The organism is Brevibacillus fortis, from assembly GCF_003013395.1.
GTDB lineage: Bacteria > Bacillota > Bacilli > Brevibacillales > Brevibacillaceae > Brevibacillus > Brevibacillus fortis.
Map to the genome: position 1 here is coordinate 21,529 of NZ_PXZM01000024.1, position 24,023 is coordinate 45,551.

At 46.0% G+C, this 24,023-nt stretch carries 18 protein-coding genes and 1 pseudogene; 13 read left to right on the forward strand and 6 right to left on the reverse strand.

The features are described from left to right. The first annotated feature begins 35 nt into the window (after positions 1-35). Together C7R93_RS16180 and C7R93_RS16185 are read left to right on the forward strand one after the other, a co-directional pair. A complete protein-coding gene (locus C7R93_RS16180) occupies positions 36-947 on the forward strand; it encodes an NAD(P)-dependent alcohol dehydrogenase (protein WP_106839774.1) in 912 nt (303 codons plus the stop codon). A 114-nt stretch (positions 948-1,061) separates the two neighbouring features. Then, positions 1,062-3,989 (forward strand): DEAD/DEAH box helicase, encoded by a 2,928-nt coding sequence (locus tag C7R93_RS16185; protein WP_106839775.1) that lies wholly within the window; start codon positions 1,062-1,064, stop codon positions 3,987-3,989. Positions 3,990-4,061: 72 nt separating this feature from the next. Here C7R93_RS16185 and C7R93_RS16190 read toward each other — a convergent pair whose 3' ends face one another. After that, entirely contained in the window at positions 4,062-5,474 is a 1,413-nt protein-coding gene (locus C7R93_RS16190) for a cytochrome P450 (RefSeq protein WP_106839776.1), read from the reverse strand. A 145-nt stretch (positions 5,475-5,619) separates the two neighbouring features. On the opposite strand from C7R93_RS16190, the gene C7R93_RS16195 reads away from it, so the two are divergent. Continuing rightward, positions 5,620-6,201: a TetR/AcrR family transcriptional regulator gene (locus C7R93_RS16195; RefSeq protein WP_106839777.1), complete on the forward strand. Its 582-nt coding sequence runs from the start codon at positions 5,620-5,622 to the stop codon at positions 6,199-6,201. Positions 6,202-6,295: 94 nt separating this feature from the next. On the opposite strand, the gene C7R93_RS16200 is transcribed toward C7R93_RS16195, so the two are convergent. The 3 genes from C7R93_RS16200 to C7R93_RS16210 form a co-directional block, all read right to left on the reverse strand. Then, positions 6,296-7,141 (reverse strand): DegV family protein, encoded by an 846-nt coding sequence (locus tag C7R93_RS16200; RefSeq protein ID WP_106839778.1) that lies wholly within the window; start codon positions 7,139-7,141, stop codon positions 6,296-6,298. Between the two features lie 171 nt (positions 7,142-7,312). Next, positions 7,313-8,170, reverse strand: coding sequence for an amidohydrolase family protein (locus tag C7R93_RS16205; RefSeq protein ID WP_106839779.1), 858 nt, complete (start codon positions 8,168-8,170; stop codon positions 7,313-7,315). A 14-nt stretch (positions 8,171-8,184) separates the two neighbouring features. After that, positions 8,185-11,280: a GNAT family N-acetyltransferase gene (locus C7R93_RS16210; RefSeq protein WP_106839780.1), complete on the reverse strand. Its 3,096-nt coding sequence runs from the start codon at positions 11,278-11,280 to the stop codon at positions 8,185-8,187. Between the two features lie 304 nt (positions 11,281-11,584). Here C7R93_RS16210 and C7R93_RS16220 point away from each other — a divergent pair, with 304 nt between their 5' ends. Then, positions 11,585-12,205 (forward strand): metallophosphoesterase, encoded by a 621-nt coding sequence (locus tag C7R93_RS16220; protein ID WP_279629449.1) that lies wholly within the window; start codon positions 11,585-11,587, stop codon positions 12,203-12,205. Between the two features lie 69 nt (positions 12,206-12,274). Here C7R93_RS16220 and C7R93_RS16225 read toward each other — a convergent pair whose 3' ends face one another. Continuing rightward, positions 12,275-13,489 (reverse strand): GDSL-type esterase/lipase family protein, encoded by a 1,215-nt coding sequence (locus C7R93_RS16225; protein ID WP_106839783.1) that lies wholly within the window; start codon positions 13,487-13,489, stop codon positions 12,275-12,277. Positions 13,490-13,781: 292 nt separating this feature from the next. On the opposite strand from C7R93_RS16225, the gene C7R93_RS16230 reads away from it, so the two are divergent. From C7R93_RS16230 to C7R93_RS16270, 9 genes and pseudogenes are all read left to right on the forward strand, one after another. Beyond that, positions 13,782-14,978, forward strand: a complete 1,197-nt coding sequence (locus C7R93_RS16230; protein WP_425266736.1) for a DUF418 domain-containing protein — start codon at positions 13,782-13,784, stop codon at positions 14,976-14,978. A 178-nt stretch (positions 14,979-15,156) separates the two neighbouring features. After that, positions 15,157-16,629, forward strand: a complete 1,473-nt coding sequence (locus C7R93_RS16235) for an S-layer homology domain-containing protein (protein WP_106839784.1) — start codon at positions 15,157-15,159, stop codon at positions 16,627-16,629. 137 nt (positions 16,630-16,766) lie between these two features. After that, the gene (locus C7R93_RS16240) at positions 16,767-17,666 is read left to right on the forward strand and encodes a helix-turn-helix transcriptional regulator (RefSeq protein WP_106839785.1); all 900 of its coding nucleotides are present in this window, start codon (positions 16,767-16,769) and stop codon (positions 17,664-17,666) included. Between the two features lie 19 nt (positions 17,667-17,685). Next, positions 17,686-18,495, forward strand: coding sequence for an NAD(P)H-binding protein (locus C7R93_RS16245; protein ID WP_106839786.1), 810 nt, complete (start codon positions 17,686-17,688; stop codon positions 18,493-18,495). A 12-nt stretch (positions 18,496-18,507) separates the two neighbouring features. Next, positions 18,508-19,461 (forward strand): annotated as a pseudogene (locus C7R93_RS31165) (ATP-binding cassette domain-containing protein). Beyond that, positions 19,458-20,180 (forward strand): ABC transporter permease, encoded by a 723-nt coding sequence (locus C7R93_RS16255; protein ID WP_106839787.1) that lies wholly within the window; start codon positions 19,458-19,460, stop codon positions 20,178-20,180. The pseudogene C7R93_RS31165 and the gene C7R93_RS16255 overlap by 4 nt, the downstream one beginning before the upstream one ends. A 184-nt stretch (positions 20,181-20,364) precedes the next feature. Beyond that, positions 20,365-21,747 (forward strand): TraB/GumN family protein, encoded by a 1,383-nt coding sequence (locus C7R93_RS16260; RefSeq protein WP_106839788.1) that lies wholly within the window; start codon positions 20,365-20,367, stop codon positions 21,745-21,747. Between the two features lie 142 nt (positions 21,748-21,889). Continuing rightward, the gene (locus C7R93_RS16265; protein ID WP_088906399.1) at positions 21,890-22,393 is read left to right on the forward strand and encodes a tellurite resistance TerB family protein; all 504 of its coding nucleotides are present in this window, start codon (positions 21,890-21,892) and stop codon (positions 22,391-22,393) included. A gap of 148 nt (positions 22,394-22,541) precedes the next feature. After that, positions 22,542-22,943, forward strand: coding sequence for a DoxX family protein (locus C7R93_RS16270; protein ID WP_106839789.1), 402 nt, complete (start codon positions 22,542-22,544; stop codon positions 22,941-22,943). Positions 22,944-23,005: 62 nt separating this feature from the next. Here C7R93_RS16270 and C7R93_RS16275 read toward each other — a convergent pair whose 3' ends face one another. After that, positions 23,006-23,980, reverse strand: a complete 975-nt coding sequence (locus tag C7R93_RS16275; protein ID WP_106839790.1) for a helix-turn-helix transcriptional regulator — start codon at positions 23,978-23,980, stop codon at positions 23,006-23,008. Between the last annotated feature and the right edge of the window lie 43 nt (positions 23,981-24,023).

Here is a 24,023-nt window from a genome sequence, read left to right on the forward strand (position 1 = left end):
ATACTCATGGCAAAGTGGAGTATAGGAGGATGACAATGAGAGCCGTGGTATGTACGAAATACGGATCGCCAGATGTCTTGGAGCTGAAAGAAGTAGAGAAGCCTATTCTCAAGGAGAATGAAATTCTGATAAAAGTTCATGCCACCACTGTTACATCAGGAGACTGTAGGATAAGAGCCTTCAAAAGTCCGTTTTTGCTCTGGATTCCCATGCGTCTCGTGCTCGGTCTCACAAAACCGAGAAATCCTATTCTCGGTGTAGAGTTATCTGGGGAAATTGAAGCGATTGGAAAACAGGTAAAGCGATTTAAAAAAGGGGATCAAGTCTATGCATTAAGCGGGATGCGATGCGGTGCGCATGCGGAGTACATCTGTCTGCATGAAAACGCCGTCGTGGGGGTAAAACCGACGAATGCGAGCTATGAAGAAGCCGCCGCGATTCCTTTTGGTGGAACGACTGCCTTGCATTTCTTTCGAAAAGGAAAGCTGCAAAAGGGACATAAAGTGCTGATCTACGGAGCTTCTGGGTCGGTAGGGACCTCCGCGGTACAGCTTGCCAAGTATTTTGGGGCTGAGGTGACTGGGGTATGTAGTACTGCCAATGTCGAGTTGGTGAAAGCGCTGGGAGCCGATTACGTCATCGATTACACGAAAGAGGATTTTACGAAAAAAGAAGAGCGGTATGACATTGTGTTTGATGCCGTTGGGAAAGCAACGAAGTCCCATTGTGTAAAAGCACTGGCGCCGAAAGGGAGATTCCTGACAGTGGATGGTCAAGGGATTGCAAAGGTGCGGACGGAGGATTTGAATTTTCTTAAAGAGTTGATGGAGGCAGGGGAGATAAAAGCGGTTATTGATAGATGTTATTCGTTGGAACAGGTACCGGATGCACATCGATATGTAGAGACGGGGCGCAAGAAGGGGAATGTAGTGATTAGGGTGGAATAGGTTAAAAGGAAATTTGAAAAAGAGGAAATAACTGTATTATGATAGTTTTAGGGAAGGCGTTCCTCGGCCTTCTTTTTTTATTGTCTACTACTTGCGAAGGATTAGGAGAATGATATGGGGGCAAAAGGTAAAGAAATCACACGATATTTCAGGAGTGTAGTCGCGGCGAATACTCATACTGGAATTGATTTTAAGGTGGACCCATTTTATATTGTGAATCCAGTTGAACTTATCGACGGACAGATTGAAGCAGACGTCTGTAATAAAATCTTTTTGGAAGCAAACAAGGGCTTTGCAAACGAAGAAAACACGTCTCAAAAGGGTACCATCAATGTCTTGATTTGCGCCAAAACAGTGAAAACTGTCTTTGAGGCATATGTGAAGATTCAAGAAGAAATAGAAGAATTGACTGGCCTATTTTTTATTCCAGCGATTCTTCATAGAGATGGAAAGTTAAGGTATGATAGCGGCGATAAGAAGCTGCCATGGTTTCCAAGAGAGTACCTTCAGCCCATGGTGGAGCCTAAGTTGTCTGTTGGCTATGCGGATGAGGTTGATCAATTTATTAGTAACCATGTAGATCGAGTAGAACAACTCAAGACTTGGTCCGATTACGTTGAATTTTTTAAAGCGTTTTATGAGTCTATTACCGGGGCTAAATTCGAACATAACGAAATTCCAAATCGAGGAGGCGATGATTTGCCGCTTGAGTTGGAGAGTAATGTGTACCTCTTTATTGATAACACTGTACATTCTACCTATCATGTCATGAATTTGTACAACCATTTGTTGGAAAATGATCTACCCAAGGGTCTATATGAAAGATTCATTTCAACCAAGCCAGCAAATCTTGATTCCCTAATCGAGAATAGCCTGTCGAATATGAAGCTGCACGCTGGTCAAATGGGGGGAGAGTTTCCTTTATCTCCTTCGCAAAGAGAGGCAGTTAATCATTTTAATCACATGAGAGACGGCGATATTCTGGCAGTCAATGGGCCGCCGGGTACGGGGAAAACGACTCTTTTGCAATCCATCGTTGCCGATCTGTATGTCAAAAGGGCATTAAAGAAAGAAAAAGCGCCGCTTATCGTAGCGACATCGACGAACAATCAAGCAGTTACGAATATAATCACTTCATTTGGAAACATAAGTAGGGTTGGAATTTCTAATCTAGAGGAACGTTGGATTGAAGGGGTAACTAGTTTTGCTACATATTTTCCATCGGGACAAAAAGAAAAGGAAGCCCGAAATAATGGCTATCAATTCACTAATTCTAGAGGAGAGCATTTTGTTGCCAGTGTTGAAGCAAGAGAAAATCTCGAAAAATCAAAGAACAAACTACTGCAAAGTTGCAATAAATATTTCGAAACAGAATATGTAGAATTAGCTGACTGCCAAACAAGGCTACACGAAGAATTATTGTTTTTTGAAGAGAGAAAACAAGCCTTATTAGTATTGTGCGACAAGTTAAATCAATTTGAATGCAAGGGGGAGAGAATAGATAGCTACCTCAATTTGTTGGAGGAAGGAATCGAGCAGCTTCAAAAGTCGATTCGAGACATTCCCATGCGAGTAAAGGAGTGGGAAGGGTGTTACAAAAAGATTCCATTTTTCTTTAGATGGTGCTCGAAGCGTGTACAAACAGAGTTCACGCTATTCATGAACGAAGAAGAGTGGACTTACTTGCAAGGCACTATGAAGCTAATCGAAATCAAAGAAATATACAGCGTTCGTCTTACTGAATGTATTCGAGAGCTTGATGATCTCAAAAAGAAACGAGCTGCTGTAAAGAAATGGATCGAGCGGTATGATAGCGAATTAAAGCGATTAAATCAACATGGAATTGAATTGCATGAAAACGAAGCAAGCAAATATGATGTTTCAATCGACAAGATGAACGATTTGATAGATAAAAAGATTCGTTATGTAGAGTTTTGGCTAGCCGTTCATTATTTTGAATGTCGGTGGGCAAACGGGGAAGATGCATTAACCGAGAAGCAAGTTGGGAAGTCCTTTAAGAATGTTTTGGAGAAATTCTATAACCGACTTGCAATGATTACTCCTTGTCTGGTGATGACTTTTTTCATGCTTCCGAAACAATTCTTGGCATATGGCGACCAAACTAATTTTTTTCTGTATAACTACATCGATTTGCTTATTGTGGATGAAGCGGGGCAAGTATCTCCAGAAATCGGTGCAGGTGCATTCGCACTGGCAAAAAAAGCGATCGTTGTTGGGGATGTCTATCAAATTGAGCCAGTGTGGAGCATAAATCGAGCATTGGATAAAGCACTTGCACTTTCCAGTGGAGCGATTAATGAATTGGACAGGTATGAACAATTAGAATTATGTGGATTAAATGGATATGGCTCAAGTGTGATGAGAGTGGCCGCCAAAAGCTGCCGTTATCAAAAATATGAGGAGCGGGGATTGTTTCTATCTGAGCATCGTCGCTGTTATAACGAAATAATTGATTATTGTAACAAGCTGGTCTACAAAGGGAATTTGGAGCCGAAACGAGGAAAAGGGAAGGAACATGCAGGGCGAGCCTTAATACAGTGGCCTCAAATGGGATATCGACAGATTGACTCTGAAAACTCTAGCAAGCAAGGAACGAGCAGATACAATCGACGGGAGGCAGCCCAGATAGCTGAATGGTTGAACGATCATTTTGCACAAATTCAGGCGGCATATCCAAAGGAAGCAGAGCGAAATTTACTTGGAATCATTACTCCGTTTAAGGCACAGGTTCGTTGCATCCAAACAGAAATTGGAAAGCAGGCTCCCCATTTACGTTCGAAAATAAGCGTCGGTACCGTGCATACTTTCCAAGGAGGAGAACGAAATGTCATTCTCATGTCTACCGTGTATGGAAGGAACGAAGGTTGCTTTTTTATGGATGCAAACAAGAGTTTGATGAATGTCGCAGTGTCTAGGGCTAAAGATCACTTTTTTGTATTTGGCGATAACCAGTGCTTGAAAGACGAGCCAAGTAGTGCAAGTGGGTTGCTTAAGGCAAGTCTAGTGGGGAATTCAATATAGATCATCTTAATCAATACAAAACGGAGGTTGCCAATGAGGCAACCTCTTCACGCTCTGCGAATGGTTTCACCATTAAAAATCAACCAACTGATGGATGGTTCCACAAACCGGAGTTTTTTGGAACTGTCTGTCTTGAGGAACAATACGCATAGGCATTCCGTGAACGGGTCGCATCATCATATTGGGTGAGATCTTGGCATTGGGAACAACAGAGAAACGATACCGCTTGAGGAGTATTGCCAGAACAACTTTCATTTCTTGTATGGCAAAATTTGAACCCATACACATATGTTCGCCAGCACTAAATGGCAGATATTCGTAAGCAGTCCGTTTGATGGTGCGCCAGCGCTCCGGTTTAAAGAGATCTGCTTGATCATAAAGCTCGGGCAAACGATGGGTAATCATTTGATTGAAGAAGACATTGGTATCTTTTGGGATCGTAAAACCTCCGAGCTGGCAAGAAGAGGAGGTAATTCGTACTCCAATCCCAGCAGGCGGCAGCAGACGTAAAGTCTCTTTTATCACACCATCCAGCATCGACAAGGAGCTGAGCTTTTCAATAGTCGGATCGTTGCCAGCTAGTACCCCGTCCAACTCATCCAAAAGATTGGACTGTATATCTGGGTGTTGACTAAGTAGAAAGAAAGCCCAGGTTAAGGCATTCGCTGTTGTCTCATGACCTGCTACATATAGGCTGAAAGTGTGACCAACCAATTCATCATCGCTTAACTTGGTGCCATCCTCATCGCGCGCCTGAATCAGAGATGAAAGTACATCTACAGCATTTGGGTTCTTTCGTTTCTCTTCAATCATAACTCGGATATGTGCATCAAGTTGTTTGGCGCTATTCAAAGCTCGATGAAAAGGTGTTCCTGGAATGTTGATGGGTGCAAGCGTAACAAACAACGGAGATTTAGTGATTTCGTGAATCAATCGACCCATCTGGTCTAGCTCTGCTTCGTTATATAATCCGAAGAGCGTTTTGACAGCAATCCGTTGTGTCAATTTCTTCATTTCATGATTTAACTCAATCTCAGAAAGCCCCAGCCAACTATCACTCAGTTGCTTTGTGAGTTGAACCATATCGTTGCAGTATGATACGATTTGTTGCCTATGAAAGGCTGGTTGCATCAGACGACGATATTGCTTATGCTTCTCTCCGGTCATCATTAGCAAGTTGTTGTAAAACATACGACCCATGAGAGAATCTTTAGGGACCTTAACGAGAGAAGAGCTGATTTTGAAAAGATCTGGGTTCGTAAGAATTTGTTCGTTTAGGTCTGGTCCAAAGGCAAACACGTAGGAGGGATTATCTCCGTGCCCCATTGCGACGGTCTTGCCATAAGTCTCATAAAGCCAACGAGAATAAGTAAATGGATTACGAAAAAAGCGAAGCATGTTCATACGCCAACCTAATATCGATCGAGGACCAGGGATGCAATTTTGCCCTGTTGCAATGTTACCCATTTGATTTGGTTCTTCCATGGGAGCACCTCTTTTGAATGAAATGTAACGAAACATTATTTTTAATTCATTTTATTCGCAGATAATAACGTCGTCAATGTTATTTTGAATAAAATGATTTGATTCATTACAAAACATTTAGTATAGTGCTAGTGAGGTGAAAAGCATGGACGGATACAAACTACGAACAGAAAAGAAAAAAGAACAGATCGTAAAGGTAACTTTTGAATTGATCCTTGCTTTTGACGCAAATAGGATCAGTATAGCAGAAGTAGCAAAAAAGGCTAAGGTATCACCCGTATCCATTTATAATTACTTTGGCAGCAAAGACGAGCTGATTCGATACACGATCCTTCATGTAATGGAGAAAAAGATAGAGGAATACGAAGAGATATTGAGAGAGGACATCTCTTTTCATGAAAAGTTAGGGAAAATCATGTTTGATCGAGGAGAAACCTTTAAAAATTTGGAAACAAACTGGATACAATCATTTATGGATGATGCAGGTATGAAAGAATATGTTGAGGAATTTTACGAAACCAGAACGATCCCTTTTTTTACGAGACTGGTTGACGAAGGAAAAAAAGAGGGCTGTATCGCCCAGCATATTTCGCTGGAAGCTATATTGCATTATATTCAAATATTTAAAGAAGCATTAGGTCGACCTGGGTTCTTTACACATACAAGTCCATCAGTGCTTCGAGATCTGGATCATCTCTTGTACTATGGTCTTGTTGGGAAACAATAGGAAGTTTATATAGAATATTTTACAGACTCAAAATTCGCTCAGGTATCGTTTTACCATACCCGAGCGAATTTTCTATTCCTAACTCTTTCAATCTCTACTCATTCCGCCAAGCCAACGCCAGCGTCCCCATCCCAGCATGCGCCCCAATCGTGGAACTGATCGGTCCAACCAACACCTCGACATCGGAGTACTTGCTCTGAATTTTCTCTTTCAGCTCAAGCGCTTTTTCCAAGACGTTGCCATGCAAAATCTGCACGTGCTTCACGGAGTAATTCTGCTTCGCATTTTCTAGCTGCTCCAGCATGCGCTTGACCGCTTTCCCTTCGGTACGAACCTTTTCATATACTCCAAACAGTCCATCTTTAATTTGGAAAATCGGCTTGATCTGAAGCAGATTGCCGATGAAATATTGCAAACCGGTCATTCGGCCGCCCTTGTAAAACTGGTCGAGACTGCCGACCAGGATATAGTTTTCATACTTTTTGTATTCCTCGCGCAAGGAAGCAGCAATCTCCTGATAGCTTTTTCCTTCTTTGGCCTGCTCGATTCCGTTTAAGATAATCGAGGTAATCGGGTACGACATCAGCTTGGAATCTACTAGCTCGACAGGGAATTCTACCAGTTTGGCTGCCGTTGCACTTGTATTGTAGGTTCCACTCAGATCAGAGGAGAGGTGGACAGCAATCGCGCACTCATACTCTTCCTTTAATCGTTCGTAGAGCGTCACAAATTTTCCGATGGAAGGCTGCGACGTTTTGGGAGCATAATTGGCCTGCACAATTTTCTGATAAAGCTCTTCAGGCGCTAAATCAATGCCGTCTTCATAAGTGCCATCTTCAAAGATAATCTCCAGTGGAACAACGTAGATGTCATGCTCTTCCAAGATGTGTTCAGGTATGAGTGCGGTGCTGTCTGTAACCCAGGCAATTTTTTTCTTCAAGGAAACATGTCCTCCCCCATTAATGTCCGATACTGACGTTGTATAAGCAAACTCGCATATTCTATCATAATACGAAAACTGTCGTTTTTTGTCGTAGATAGAAGAAGTTTTATTGAACAAATGAAAAATCCCATGTTTCTTCGAGAGGAAGAGACATGGGATTTGTATCGTCTACTCAACCAACGGCTTGATTTTGGGAAACACCTTCAATGCTGTCTTGTAAAACACATCCTCGTGATACTCCGCTGGGATTAGCTCCTGTACAAACTGGATATACGATTTCACGGGTGCCAACGGCCAGTCTGTTCCGAACAAAAACTTGTCGTAATGATCACAATAGGTGATCGCGTGGCGCAGATGGGAGAAGAAGAGAGGGGATTCCGCGAGTCGCTTGCAATTGGCTGCGTCACCGACCATTAAGCCGGAGAGATCTGCAAACATATTTCGGTTTTTATAAACGACTTCTGCCCCATCGAGTACCCACGGATCGCCAAAATGGGCCATCATGAAATTTACGTCTCGATGCTTCACCGCCACCTCGTCCAGTGCGAGAGGGTGGGAGTATTTTAGGAGCCCACGCTCCGAGTACGTATCGCCGGTGTGAAAGACGACAGGTACCTGATATTTGGCAGCGAGCGCATAGACGGGATCATAGACGCTATCGTAGGCGTAGAAGGGATAGTAGCCCAGATAGATTTTCAACCCGACTACGTTGGGCTTTTGCAGGTCAGCCTCAAGGCGTGCCACTGCCGCTTCATCCAGCTTGAATGGGTTGATTCCCAGGCAATAGACGAACTGTGGCGGCAGCTCGTCTGTCAGGTCTAGTCCCATGGGAGTGACAGCTTCCACATCGGGAAAGCCGTCTGGCTGAGTCTCTGTCAAACCCATGCCTATCCCTAGGACCACGCCATTCTCGGCATACTCGTGCAAGAGACCAGCGACGGAGTAATCGACAAACGACTTTTCTGCCGCCGTCCGCTTGAATTCCTCGATATGGGATAAATGCATGTGCGCATCAATGATTTTCATTGTGATGCCCTCCCTCATTTGGCAAAGCGTATCGCCCGTAAGTCAGACAAGGCATTGGACGGAAGCGTGTTGTCGGCAAACAAGAAAAAGACAGGCGGAGTAAAGGCAGTGCTGTTGTTTGGCAAATTCAGTTCGCGTATGACAGAAGCTACCGCCACTTCCTTGTTTGCGTATACTTGGAGGTCCGCTGTATCGAGGTCAGTAACGATGTGCATCTGGTCCTTACTGGAAGCTCGCCCGACGACATAATCGGAAACTTCAAGGACATCCAATTCACCTTGTGCCAGCTTGTAGCTGAGCTCCTCACCATTCGTACCGACGGTTTTCAGCCATACCGACTCGTCCTCAGTTCCTGGGTGCAAAAAGATGTCCGTGGACAATTCTTTGCCAGCAAAGTACGTTCCGGTATTCTGCTCGATCTCTACCGTATGGCAGAGGACAGGTACTCCTGGCAGCAGCAAGTAATACTGATGGCAAGTCAAACCGCGATACTTCTCCTGCAATTTCACATGGTAGCTCACCTTGATGCCCTGCCACTTATTTTGCTTGTTGTCGACTAGCTCGACAAAGGAAGCAGTACGCTCTTCCTTAATCAGAGAAAACGCGCTTAATTCCTCAATATAGTTGCCGATTCCACCTGTCCACGGATTCCACCAAGATTTCGGTTTCCGTTCCGGGAAGGCGCTATCTAACCACTCCTGCCCATTGTTGGTGAGCGAGTAGAGCGTCGGAGCAAAATCCGGAGCGGCTTTGATCCGCAATCTTCCATTGTCGGCTATATAGACCTGCTGTCCCTCTTCTACTGTTTGTTCCTGTATGACCTTGCCTGGACCGATTGGAAAAATCGCGCTCTGCAAATGCGACACATGCGTGGTAAAACGCCCCTCTACTTGCACGAGGTCAATTGGTTTCTCCGGCGTCATGAAGGAGAAGCCAGATTCTGTCTCTTCTTCCTCTTCTGTAAAGCTCTGCGTTTGTTCAGAAGCTGACTCGCTCAAAAGGGATGCCATCAGTTCTCCGTCCAAATACTGCTGCTTGTATTCTTTCACCTGCACATCCAGTTCCTTGCTTGTGACAAACGGATTTTGTCCATTGGTAATCAACTCAAGGTGGGAGGTCAAGATCAGGTCTTCTGGCAGTGGTTCTTTACGGGCAAAGGCGCGGAACTCTTTCCAGTCTGCATAGCTCCCATGCGAGAAGTGAATGGGACCGAACGATTTTGTTTCATGTGGAGCAAGCATGCCGAGATTGGTTTCAAGTGTTACATACCAGCCTTGAATATCAAAACGGTATTCAGGAGGCCAGCACATTCCCCATGGGGCTGCTTCATCCTGTGTAAACAGCCAGTTTTCACTGACTAACTCAGCATCCCAATAATCCATATCGCTACCGTAAGAGGATGGTGTTTCAACATAACGGCCTTGATACGGCACAATAGGGCGATGAAAACTGTGACTAAAGCCTTGAGTAAGCCAGAGCTCAGCAGCCAGCTTGTCAGCAGAGCTGTTTTCGATCTCCAGTCCGTGTTCAACCGTGCCGTCTCCGAATAGGAGCGTACTGCTAACCAGCGCTATTTGCGGGTAGGCACCAGAGCGGTACGTTACACGTATACCGATCGCTCCCTTTTCTGTGATAAATTCAACCTGCTCGGCACGTTTCTTCGAGAATTCGCTGGAAAACGGTTTGCCGAGCTTGGGATAGAGGAGTTCGGTTGGCTCCCCACCTGTCCCACTGACAACGGTCATCTCATTATCTTCTTTGTTCAAATAGAGCATATGGCGGCCATGGTGAACTTGCCAAGTCTGTTCCGTTTCCCCCGACACCATGGCACCAAGCCCTGTAAAGGCAGCTCCGATTTTTTTGGTAAAAGAAACCGATCTGCCATCCGCAAGCTTTGCCTCCACCTGTACGTTGGCTTCGTAAAAGCCGTGTTCATAGAGGTCAGCGTTAAGCTGAAGCGAGATACGCTCTTTGCCAGATAGTTTCAGGATATGGCGGTGCTCTTGCAATCCGAAAAATGAGCAGGCTGGCAACTCGAATGAAAATTCCGCTTCTTCAGCAAAGCTGTTTTCCACGTCCAAATAAAACGACTTTGTCTGGCCCGGATAGGAAAGACCAGGTACATGCAAGGAAAGGGTAGCAGGAAACTTCGGGAGAATTCCTACTTCAAACAGCGCTGCCTTGCCGTTAATCAGCAGGTGAGTACAGACACGCGGGTGCGTGCGCCAGATGCTTTGCTCTTCTGTGATCGGATCGACAAAAAAGCTTGCCGAGAGCGTCGTCTCACCTGTAACAGCCAGCTCGTGCTGATAATTAAAACGGATTGTGTCGCTCGGTTGCCCGTTTAACGAAATTTGTAGCGGCTTGCCTGATTTGTTGACGATCCGGTAGTGAATCTGGTACTCCCGTCCAAAGACCAGCTCCAGCTTTTCCACCTCGGCAGACACGAGATAATCCTCGGTCTCGATGAGGCGCATGCCTCGTCCGCGCCGCTCAAACTCCACACGCAAGCTCTGTTCTCCTTTTGCCCAAGAGTATGTGAAGTAATCAAAGCCGTTTTCCTTGCGTCCATCCGGCTCTACAACGATCTCCCGCGTGGAGTCCTGATACCAGTCAAGCTCCTCAAAATAATGGGCAATTGCTTCGGTACGGAGCACAGAAGGAATCATGTTCATCAGATGAGTGGCGTCGTCCCGGTCTTCCCAGAAAAAGCCGAACTTCTTATACAACGGAACAGCCTTCGTGTTTCCTGCCCACGTATACAGATCAAGTCGCGGCCAGCCGAGCTCAATCGTTTTTTCTAATGCGCATGAAAGCAGCAACCGGCCGACTTTCTTTCCATGATAGTCGGGACGTACATTGAGCAACGGGATGTAGAGGGCACCGGTATCTTCCCGATATTCTGCCAGGCTGCAATAGCCGACGACCGTTTCACCTTCCATCGCCAGGTAGACGGTGATAGCATCAGAGGCTGCTTCTTCCTGTCTGATTTGTTCGGCTGTCGTAATCGAATTTCCGCCTCCCCAGCTATCTCGGCTGGCATTCCACATATCTGCGACCGCTGCGGCCAGCTCGGGGCGGTAGGTGACAATTGAGATTGATGTTTCCATGCTTGTTAACACCTCGATTACATTGGTAAATGATGTATCTTATAAGAGTTGTACGTTTAATCGACAGAATTGTTGCTAGTTTTCGGAAAAAGAATCAGCGCAATTTGATTTCAGATGGCGGCGAGGCGAGCCTTTTGCTAGTTCGTGTAGTTGTTTTCCTTTTTTATGAATATGTGATAATAAGAGTAAGCAGGAAGGAGGTAGCTATGAAACGGAAACTTATTATTGGTGATATCCATGGATATTTTCATGTACTTAAGCAGCTACTGGAAAAATAAATTATAGGCCAATACAGGACCAAGTTATTTTTATTGGAGATTATATAAGTAGAGGACCTGAATCTCTAAAAGTTGTTTCAGAGATAAAAAGAATGGTGGAGGAGGAAGATGCAATTGCTTTAATGGGGAATCATGAATATTCTTTGATTGAATTTTTAGACTCTCGGAACCCTTCCTTTGATTTGTTTTTTCTACATAAAATGGGTGGTATGGACTCAATAGAAAGTTTTCTTCAAGGTGTTGATGATTCAGTTTTTAACGAAATAGAGCGTGTTAAAAGAACACTCAAAGTAGAGCGCAAAGAAGAAATTGATTTTATAAATCATTTACCTTATTACTTTGAAGATGAAGGACATATTTTTGTACACGCAGGAGTTCGTCCAAGGAATTGGCGAGAAACAACACCTTCCGATTTTGTCTGGATAGGTGAGGATTTTATAGAAAGTCCAACAGGCATTGACAAAGTTGTAGTATTTGGACACACCCCAACTTCTAGAATAATATCGAATCCAGAACCCAATCAAATTTGGTATTCAACAGAAGGTGATAAAATAGGAATAGATGGCGGGTGTGGCTATTCTGGTGGACAACTAAATGCCTTGGAAATCAACACGGAAGGATACAGGAACCACTTTGTAAAATGTTAAAATACACAGCCCCTACGCTAGTTAAAAGGTGGGGGCTGTTTGACGCTTGCCAACTAACCGGCCATTTCCTTACTTTCCAAGCCCCTTCAAGTAGTCCAGGAGCAACGGATAGAAATGCGGTTTGAAGTGAACGCCGTTGTCCGCGTATTGGATTTTGTTGGCGGTGAAGAGGGGTGACAAGTCCACGTAATCGACTTTGACTTCATCGGCCAACTGTTCAAGCGCTTGGTTGAAGGCAGTAATGTTCGCATACTGCGGCACTTGCTTCAGGGTTTCCTCGGCGACTGGCGGGATCGACAGGACGTGGAGCCTTGCCTTTGGCAGCTTGTTCCGGATACTGCCGATCAGCTGGCGATAGCGCTCGACGAATTCCTGCTTGTCCGACAACCGAATGTCATTGCTGCCCAGCAGAATGAATACATGTTCCGGTGCCCGGCTGGCGAGTTTCTCGACATTCATGAGAGCGAGAGAGAGCGTCGCGCCGCTCGGGGCGATGACATTCGATGTATCCACTTTGTTCAGATAGGACAACGCCCCTAGGATGGAATCCCCCAGGAAAACACTGTGCCTGAACGCTGCTTTGTAGGCTTCGTTCGTATCGGTGACCGCCGGACCGCGCGACTGATTGGCCAAATCCGTTCGCTCTTTCAAATAGCCCAGCAGGATGGGGTAGAATGCGTTCGTAAAATGAGAGCCGTCTTCATCGTATTGAATCTTGTGCTGCCGGAAAATGGGTGCAAGGTCAATGTAGTCGATTCCCTTCTCCTTCGCCATTTTCTGCAGGGCTGCGTTGAATGTTTCAATCTGCGGGTTCATGGACGCACCGAACGGTGATGTAGCATCTACCGGCGTAATCGACAGCATGTAGACGCGGGCCGTCGGCAGGAGTTCCCTTATACGATCGACCAGCCGAGTGTATTTCTGTATGAATGTCTTCTTCGCTTCCTCTAGCGGTTCCCCGAGATCGTTCTGCCCCATTGACAGGAACACATGCGACGGTTTGCGGCTCGTGATCTCTTCGACGTTGTCCAGTGTAGATTGGACCGTTGCGCCCAATCCCCCCATAACGTTCGCTTCAGGCATCAGGTCATCGTTCGTCAGTCCTCCGATAATGGAGTCGCCTACGAACAAGCTACTGCCGAACAATTCCTGAACACTGCCTGCAGGCGCCTGTGTCGTAGCGAGCTGAGTCTGCCCCTTGTCGTCGGCCGCACCACAGGCGACGAGGGTTGATAGTATCGCCGCTGACAGAAAAATACTTACCCATCGTTGTACCAATTTCATACGCAATAACTCCTTCTTACAAGATAGCCATATCATAGAATAGAGAAATCAATATCGGGTGCAGATGAGATCAATATTGGGTGCAGACGAGAAATGTAACAAGCAGTGTCATCATGGAATGGATGATGTCAGAAACATCGCCAAAACATTCGTCGCGATATTTGATCGGTTGAGGTTCTCCTGATCGTCCACCATACGCAAGCCACGATGAATGTAAATTTAAGGTAACGGTAAGGTACCCTTTAGAAGCCATTAAGCTTAGCTCGTTACAATCAGGCATGAGGTGATTGTCATGGAGCAAAACCGCGTTCGTATCATCGATGGCTTGCGGGGATTTAGTTTAGTAGGGATTTTGATGGCGAATATGCTGATTTTCCAGTATGGGATTTGGGGAAGCCAAGAAATGGATTTATACGCCCTCCCCGATTACGAAATGACTGTTTTTAAGCTTGTGAAATTATTCGTGGAAGGCAGCTTTATGCCGATTTTTACCTTCATGTTTGGCTTTAGTATGATTAAGATGCAGCAAAGCTTGGCTGCCAAAGGGTTGAGGCAAAAACGCTACCTTGCCCGCAGGTTTTTGATGTTGATCGGACTTGGTCTCCTTCATTCGTACTTCCTGTGGGAAGGGGATATCTTGGGGTTTTATGGCATGATGGGCTTCTTTTTGTTGCTGTTCATGAACCGCAAACCGAAGACGTTGCTCGTTTGGGGGATTGTCTTACTATGCCTCATCAGCTTAATGGGTCTTATTCCAGATGATCCGAATGATCCTGATCCTGCGAGTATTACCGACTCTGCTCGTATGGAAGCGTATGTCGTCAAAACAATGACCGTCTATGGCACGGGCACATACGCGGAGATTGTTCATCATAGAAGCAGTGAAGATCCGCTTGGCTTGCCGGAATACATGATAGTTGTTTTACTGTTGATCACGCCGCTTATGAGTGCACCCATGTTCCTTTTTGGGATGTATGCGGCGAAGCGCAGGTGGTTCGAGAAGCCAGAGGAAGAACGAACCTCGTATCTTCGAAACATGCTGATCTTCTTGCCAACGGGGCTTTTGTTAAAAGCAGTACATGTGTATCTACCAGGAACTTGGTGGAGTGGCGTCGGTGAGATATCGGGGGGGACCATCCTTGCCATTGGTTACATTTTCGCCTTCGTTTGGTTCTTTTCCAGAAGCACGGAATCCACTTGGCTGCCAAGGTTTCAAGCGGTTGGTAAACTTTCCTTAACGAATTACCTTTTGCAAACTGTCATTTGTACGACGATCTTCTATGGCTATGGACTCGGATGGTTCGGAAAGATCGGGGTATTGGCTGGATGCGGATTAGCGATCGTGATTTATGTGGGACAGCTTTTCATAAGCCCGCTGTATCTAAAACGATTCCGTTATGGCCCAGTGGAACGACTATTGCGTATGTGGACGAATTTTTCATTCTCCGGTAAGACAAAGCAACCTCCCGAAAAACCTATTTCCGCTTAGCATCAGAAAACAAAAAACCAAGAAGCTGTTCGATTGGCTACTTGGTTTTTTGCTTTGTTTTTGGATAGTTGCTTCCTCCTCTAAAAATATGAATCCTCTTATCGGTCTTCATCATATAATGTCAATGGTTGGAAAATAGATGGTCGGATAGATCATCGTAAAGAACGGAGGATGGGAGTTGGGACGTTTTCCAAAAGCAGTAACGAGTCTTGTTTTCTTTAGCCTCTTTTGCTTGATCTTCCAAGCATCCATATTCGTGCCCGTGAGCCAAGCAGCAAGTACAGAGGAAACACCTGCCGCGGTAGAATCTACTGTAGATCTTCGTCACTTACAAGGAAAAGTCAATGATATTACCGCAGAGAATTTAATCCAGGAAAAATATACGCCCGACAGCTGGAGCAAGCTGGTGTACGCGTTGGATGCTGCAAAAGCCGTACTGACGAAGCCAAATGTCACCCAAGCAGAAATCGATGGTGCCTTGTCCGTGTTAGTAATAGCAAGAGAAGGGCTGACGAAGCAGGAAGGCACAGTCGACAAGCGTAAGCTGCAAACGAAAGTAGAGGACATTGCAGTGGAAAAGCTGCGAGAAAAAGATTACACCAGGGCCAGCTGGAAGGAGTTGCAGAACAGACTCGGGCAGGCCTACTTTGTACTGGATGATCCGCATGCAAGCCAGATTGTTGTAGATGTTGCCCTTGAGAAATTGATAAAAGCGAGACAAGATTTGAAGAGACAAGATACCGCGGTCTATAAAAGAGAGCTGAAAGCCAAAGTGGAGGATATCGAGGACAGAGACTTGGATGAAGACGACTACACCAGATCGAGCTGGCGTGATTTGGAAGATGCGCTCGAACAGGCGTGGGATGTCATCGACGATCCACATGCTACACAGTCTGAGGTAGACGACGCCCTGTTCGATTTGAAAAAAGCATGGAGAGATCTAGAGGATGACGATGATCGAGATCGGGATCGGGACAGGGACAGAGACCGTAAAAAAAGTTCCTATACCACGCCGACAAACAGCTTTTTCACTGGCGGTAGCCCTACAGATAAGAAAGAGGATCGACCTACAACCAATAAAAACAGTAAGAGCCAACGTGGTTATATCAATGGCTATCCAGACGGAACGTTTCAACCGGATCGCACGGTGACACGTGCAGAGATGGCTGCCATTTTACTGAACGCTGGGATGGTTAGCCAATCATCTGCGAGTAAGGGAAGGTTCGTGGATGTAGCCGACAACTACTGGGCAGAAAATCCGATTCATCAAGCAAGTGCGGTGGGCATGATGAGCGGCTACCCAGATGGAACATTCCGCCCATCGGCCAACATTACCCGAGCGGAAATAGCCGCGGTCATTTACAAGTATAAGGCCTTACAAGGTGCAGGAGGGGGCACTGCCTTTTTCGATGTGAGGGGAGATCACTGGTCATCTCCAATCATTGCAGCGGTTGTTGCCAAAGGATACATGGCAGGTTATCCTGACGGCACCTTCCAGCCAGAGAAAGCGCTGACTCGTGCCGAAGCCGTAACGATTCTCAATCGCGTGCTGAATCGCGTGCCGCAAAACCAGACTGGCACGCAAAGATGGCCGGATGTCGTGCATGGTCATTGGGCGTTTAAAGAAATTGAAGAAGCATCAATCAAGTAGCGTTTTCGAAAAAGGACTCACCCTCATGTAAAATAAGAGGGTGAGTTTTTTTAATCCTGACACACATGATGTCAGGATTCGTGCATTATGATGAGGACAGTTGCCGAATGGGTGATGAACATGAGGAGTGTAAACAGATGAAACTGGATCGATTACTCGCCATCACGATAGAGCTGATGACGAAAAAAAGGGTGACGGCGACAGAGCTTGCAGCCAGATTTGAGGTCTCTGTTCGAACGATTTATCGTGATGTTGAGTTAATTAACCAAGCTGGCATTCCCGTCGTTTCTTTTACGGGAGCAGATGGTGGATTCGAGCTGATGGAAGGTTTCTTCCTCACGAAGCAGCACTTCTCTGTGAAAGACTTCTCGGTCATTTACAATCTCTTAAAAAGCACGGAAGGAGCTATCGGAGGTAAATATACCGCACTTGTTCAGAAGCTGGGCAGTCTACAGCCTGCTCTACTGAATGGGGGAAATAACGAATCGATCATTTTTAATCTGAGCACGGTAGAAGGTGAGAAGACCGCCCTTCACCCGCTTTCAGAGGCGATCCAGCAAAATCGGGTCACGAGCTTCTCGTATAGGAGTGCATCAGGCACGGTCTCGGAAAGACGAGTAGAGCCGCTCCGTCTATTTTGGGAGCGTGGAGCGTGGTATCTCCAGGCGTATTGCTTGTGGCGTCAGGCCAATCGAATCTTTCGCCTTTCCAGGATTACCGCACTTGAGGTGACAGAAGTCATTTTTCAACTAAGAAAAGACCAGACAAGCCAGGACGAAGAAGAAACGGAAGACTTTGAAGGGACACTCGCGCATCTCCGTTTTGATCCGTCCGTAGGGCTGCGTGTGGTGGAACAATTCCCGGGAGAATGCACGCATCACGGTACGCATATCGATTTGCACAAAATTTTTTATAAACGAGACTACGCGATGTCAGTCGTATTAAGTTATGGATCAAAGGTGGAGATCATTTCACCTGACGACTTAAAGGAAGATGTATTAAAAGAGATTAAAGAGATTCAGCAACGCTATCAATAATTTGAGGAGGACGTACAAAATGACGATTTTAGTGACGGGTGGAACAGGTACGGTAGGGAGACATGTCGTGGATCAGCTTTTGAAAAAAGGAGTCAAAGTGCGTGCCATTTCGCGAAATCCGGAAAAAGCCGATCTGCCCGCAGGAGTAGAGGTTGTGGCAGGAGACCTTGCTATCCCGGAAAGCTTGGAAGCGGCGCTGCAAGGTGTAACGGCTCTGCACTTAATTGCTTCTAGCTACACCTTTCAAACCGATCCGAAGGTAGTCGAAATGGCGGAAAGAGCTGGTGTGAAGCGCGTGTCCGTATTAGTGAGCGACACCGAAGGGCCTGTGGAAGAAGCACTGGCAAACAGTGGGATGGAATGGACTCTCCTGAAGCCTGTGGAATTCATGTCCAATGCGATTATCGACTGGCAGGAATCGATTCGTTTAGAGGGGGGCGTGCGAGAGCCTTTTGGCCATGCTTTAAGCGCCAAAGTACACGAAGCCGATATCGCGAGTGTTTCTGCGGTGGCATTGCTTGAATCGGGACACCATGGGCAAAGTTATTTTCTTACTGGCCCAGAAGCGATTACACGTATCGAATCAGTTCAGATAATTTCGAAAATTATAGGTAAAGAAATACGGTTTGAAGAGCTTACGGAGGAGCAGGCGCGACAGAATTGGAGAGATCAGGGTTACGAAGAGGGAGATATCGAATTTTTCGTAGCCATGGGCAAAAATCCACCTGAAGTGGGCTACACGGTCTTGTCCACGGTGGAGCAAGTGACGGGAAAGCCTGCAAGAACGTTTGCCGAATGGGCATCCGAACATAAAAGCTATTTTGTATAAGGAGTGACCACCATGTCATACGCAATTGAAGTCACGAGCCTCAGGAAATCGTTCGGGGATCATGAGGTGGTCAAAGGTATCGACCTGCATGTAAAAAAAGGTGAGCTGTTCGCTTTGCTCGGCCCGAATGGCGCTGGAAAAACGACAACCATCCATATGCTTTCTACGCTCCTTGCACCGGATGGAGGAACAGTGTTGATTGCCGGATACGATATTGTGAAAAACGCGCAGGCTGTGCGCAAGAAAATAAGCCTGACGGGACAGTTTGCGGCGCTGGATGAAGGATTAACCGGATTGCAAAACTTAATCCTGATTGGCAGATTGTTTGACTACTCTGCGAGGGAAGCCCGTACAAAAGCAAGCGAGCTGCTTGATACTTTTGGGCTATCAGATGCCATGGATCGTATGGTAGAAAACTATTCTGGTGGAATGCGGCGACGGTTAGATATCGCCGCTAGTGTCCTCACACAGCCTGAGCTCATTTTTCTGGATGAGCCAACCACGGGTCTCGACCCGCAAAGTCGGCAACAAGTATGAGAAGTCGTCCGTACGCTTTTGAAATCAGGTACCACTGTGCTATTAACGACCCAATATCTCGAAGAAGCCGATCAATTAGCAGACCGGATCGCGGTGATCGATAAAGGAGTAATTATTGCGGAAGGGACACCTGAGCAGTTGAAGGCCTCGGTGGGAGGAAAGACATTATCGATCCGAGTGACCGAGCATAAAAACAAGGAACAGGTAAGCGGCCTGATAGCAGAGTCTCTTCAGTTGCCCATTTTTTCGGATCAAGATAACCCACACGTTTTTAGAATCCCAGTAAAAGAAGCAAGTCTGGCAAACCAAGCAATCGGGATGCTTCTGGCTAATGATGTTTCCATCGAGCATTTTTCTCTGAGTGACCCGAGCCTAGAAGAAGTGTTTTTGGCACTGACTCATGGGGAAAAGAAGGAGGTATTCTCATGAACGCAAGTAATACGCTCAGTACCTTTGCAGCGATCCGCATCTTTATGTGGCGCACATGGCAAAGCACACAGAACAACCTTTTCACATTTTGTATGGACGCTATCCTCTCACCTGTGATTACGTTGCTTATTTTTACTTATTTGTTCGGAGGAGCCATCGCTGGTTCTACCGCAGCGTATCTCCAGTTTTTTCTGCCAGGTGTTCTTGTGTTGACGATCATTCCGATGACAGTCTATAGCGGGACGACCATCTGCCAGGATATTGCAAAGGGCGTGTATAACCGTTTTCGTACCATGCCCTTTTGGCAGCCAGCGTCTGTCATAGGTCCATTGCTGACAGATGGCTCGCGCTATACGATTGCCATACTCGTCGCCTTTGGGACAGGGGTGCTGCTCGGGTTTCGCCCAGAAGGCGGCATAGTCGGTGCGGTACTCGCTATTTTGTATATCATTTTCTTCGCCTTTAGCGTGAGCTGGATTTTTTCCATGATTGGTATATTGGCAAAGCGACCGGAGACAGTATCGGGTTCAAGTATGTTTTTTGTATACCCGTTGCTTTTTGCCAGCACGATCTTCGTAGATTCTTCCACCATGCCCAAATGGATGGGGGGAACCGCAAATCTGTCTGATGTTTTGGCCGGGATCGGAGTATGTCTGCTGTTGATTGTCATATTTGCTCCGTTAACCATGCGTCTGTATTTGACCAAACCGAATCGATAACTTACGGGATTCATAGGGAAAGCGTCGATGATCAGTGTCGATGCTTTTTATGTATACTGAAAAAGGTTGTTTTTTCTATTCTTTTCTATCATTCGGTTACTCTTCCAGAAAATTGTGGTATAATCTACCACTAAGGCGGTATGGCATAGAATCATTCAGCTTAGAATCGAGAGGAGAAAGTTTCATGAAACTAAACAAACGTTGGAGCAAACTGACTCGCTTGGCGGGTACAGGTGCACTCAGTTTGGCGCTTTTGCTAGGGTATGTGTTTCCTGTACACGGGCAGACTCCTGTAGCTCCCGCAATTAGCCCTTGGTCGGTAACAACGTTGAACGAAGGGGAGAAATACGGAATTTTTCCACTGGCGTGGTATGAAGATGCTTCTTTTCAGCAATCGATTCCTGCTGACAAGTTTAATACCTTGATGAAAGGAACAGCGAAAAAGCTGGATCTTCTCGGACTAAAGAAAAAGAACGCTTCCTTGTCCTTTACGACTGATAAGGTCATTACGAGAGAAGCAGTCATTATTTCGTTGTACAAACTTTTGGCGAACTACGAATTGCCAGCAGTATTCGAAATGACCGGGGACAACCCGATTGACTACATGAAGAAAAAAGGCTTGGTCAAAGGGACAAGCGCAGGTCTCGAGCTGAATCAGCCAAGTACGGTTGAACAAGCGACGGTGATGGCAAGCCGACTGGTCGAGTTCGCATACGATACGGTGGGCGGCGGTGCCGAAGGTCTCATGTGGAAAGTGACCAATGGCAAAAATACCATGTACTTGCTTGGCTCGATTCACATGGGGATCGCAGAAATGTATCCGATGCAAAAAGACATCCGGGAAGCGTATGAAGAGTCGGATGAACTGTGGGTGGAAGCCGATATTATCAACGGTGACAATGAGTATTTGACACAAAAAATGGTATACACGGATGGCACCACACTGAAGGATCATGTATCCGCTGAGACGTACCAAAAGGTGCAAAAATTGCTTGCAAAGCTGCAACTGCCAGCCAATTCTTTTGACGCCTACAAGCCATTTGCTGTTTCGTTGTCTGTGCCAACGCTTGGCTACGTAGATGGAGAAACGGATGTTCAGTTCGCAATGCTATCCGGCATCGACAGGTACTTCCTGACGAAGGCGATGCTGGATGACAAGCCGATCAACGAGCTGGAAGGCATTAAGCTGCAAGCGGATTTGTTGTCAGGTGTACCGGCAGAGCAGCAGGAGAAAGAATTGAATATCATGCTAGATAGCGTGTTGGCTGAAAAAGGACTGGATGAAAGCACAAAACTATTAAAAGACATGCAGACAGAATGGGTAGAAGGCGATCTGGCTGGCTTCACCCAGATCATGACGACGCATGGCGATTTCGGTGAAGGCGAAGTGAATCAGCGCCTTCTCGGTGAGCGGGACAAAAACATGGCTATTAAACTGGCAGAAGTGTTGGAGAAAGAAGGAGAAACTACTTCTTTTGTCGTGGTCGGGGCTGCCCACTTCTCGATGAAAGGCATGGTTATCGATCAACTGAAAGCAAAAGGCTATAACGTACAACAATTGAAATAAGAGATAGAAAAGGAAGTGTCGGCGCAGGCTGGCACTTCCTTTCATTATTGACCGAAAAAATGGTTACCCGGGCAACTGTTGCTAACATTATCCAGATGATAGTAAAATTATACTATCTTGGCATACATAGGAGGTATTTTGCGTGGGCTTGTTTGATATGTTTAAGACGGACAAAGGGGAAGAAATGACCCCTCATTTTGGATTCGCATGTTCCTTGCTCTACATGATGAAATCAGATGGAGAAATGGACCACGAAGAAATCGGTCAATTGCTCGCAGTATTGGGCGGGGAAGAAAGCAACGGCGTGATTGGTGTAGGTGCTAATAACAGACAGTTGCTCGAAAACGCAATGAAATATACACGCAATAACTCCATCGAGAAATTCCTGAGCGAAGTAACTCCATTGCTTACAGATGCTCAAAAAATGTGCATCCTGGTTAACCTGATCGATTCCTCCCTGGCAGATGGCCAACCTGAGCGTGAAGAGCAAGAGCTGTTTGGCAAGTTCTTGACTGCGTTTGGTATTTCGGAAGATCGTTTCCGTCCATTCTTTGAAGTAATCGTGTTGAAAAATGACCGTGGTGTGTTCGTGAATCAAAATCATCCAAAGAACCAACCAGGTTACAGAGTGACGCTTCCGGTTTAATCGTTTATACGAATTCAGAACCTTCTCATTTGAGAAGGTTTTTTCGTTTTTTGAAAAAGACAGTCCCTTAAAAGAGCAATACAAAAGAAATGTTGCCGCCTTGATTGTGCTACGATCTGCTTAGGAAAAAATGAAAGGTGGGGTACCCATGCGGAGTCAAATTTCAAAAACTCGTCTTTGGATAGCACGGATTATGAGCGGACTTGTCATTCTTTTTATGCTTTTTGACGGCGTATTCAAACTCATCCAGCCTGCTCCTGTCGTAGAGGGAACTCTCGTACTCGGCTATGCGGAGCATCACATTGGCCTGATTGGAATTCTCGCCCTTGTTTCAACCGTGTTGTATGCCATTCCCCGAACAGCAGTTTTGGGCGCACTTTTGTTGACCGGATTTTTCGGCGGGGTCATTGCTACCCAAATCCGTGTAGATGCACCTCTTTTTACGCATACGCTGTTTGCCGTCTACCTCGCGATTTTGATGTGGGGCGGATTGTGGCTGCGGGATGAGCGTCTGCGAAAACTGCTTTTCGTTGCCAAAGAAGAAAAATGATAAGCACAAACAACACAAAGAAGCTGTAGCCACATCATCGGCTACAGCTTTTTAATAGGATGCTATCTGGTTGTAACAGTGAATCTCCGGTATTCGTTAGGCAACAGCCCGGTGCTTTTGCGAAACAGCTCCGAGAAGCGACTGGAGTTGTGGTAGCCCACGATATGTGCAATCTGATTGATGTGTAAATCGGTGCTGGTAAGCAGTTGCTCAGCGTGATTCATGCGCTTGTTTTGGATATATTCTGTAATGGTGCATTGGTAAGCTTGCTTGAAGGTGCATTTCAGCTTGGTGAGTCCCATGCAGGCGATTCGGGCGAGGTCCTCCAAGTGTATTTCGGAGGAAAAGTGATCGTCAATGTAGGCGGTCACAGCTGTCAGTCCGTCCAAATCCTGCTGGGATATGCTTTTGGTTGGATACGTTTTTTTGTGTGCTTTGGCCTTTTCCACGATCAGCGATACTGCTTCTGCGACTTTTCCCTCATAGTACAGCTTTGCGGCAATCCCCGTTCCTTGAAAATTCCGTATCTGTCGGAGCAAGAAAACAAGCTCGGAGAAATTCGTCATTCCATCTACAGTAATAAAGGACGAGCGCAGGTCCTTATACTCTACTGGATATTTGCTTTTCAAATAATCCTCGTAATACTCCGGCATGATTTCGATAGCCGTTGAGCGAATGGGAATGTTTTTGCGATAGGTGGCCCGATACAGATTGTTATAGCCGATATGGACGCGGATGCAGCCGCATGACAATCGTTTATACGGGTTGAATTCTTCTCCAGAGACGGAATCGTAATAATTGAAGCTCAGGTACTTGGGTTGCTGGAACTCCAGAAATAAATCCTCGTAAAAGACGAAATCTTGGATCGAAATCGAAAACAGGTTGTCGCGCGTATAAGTCCAGTAGCGCCCGTGCCCTTTCTCTGGCAAAACAGAAAAGCAAGCGCCCTCGCGATTGTATGGACCGTGGTCGTCGTCAGGGTAAAAGCCGCATTGCAATAAACACGGCGTATGTAGTTCTGTCAAAATATCTTTCATTATTGTCACCACCCATGCCGTGATCGGACGAAAACATACCACG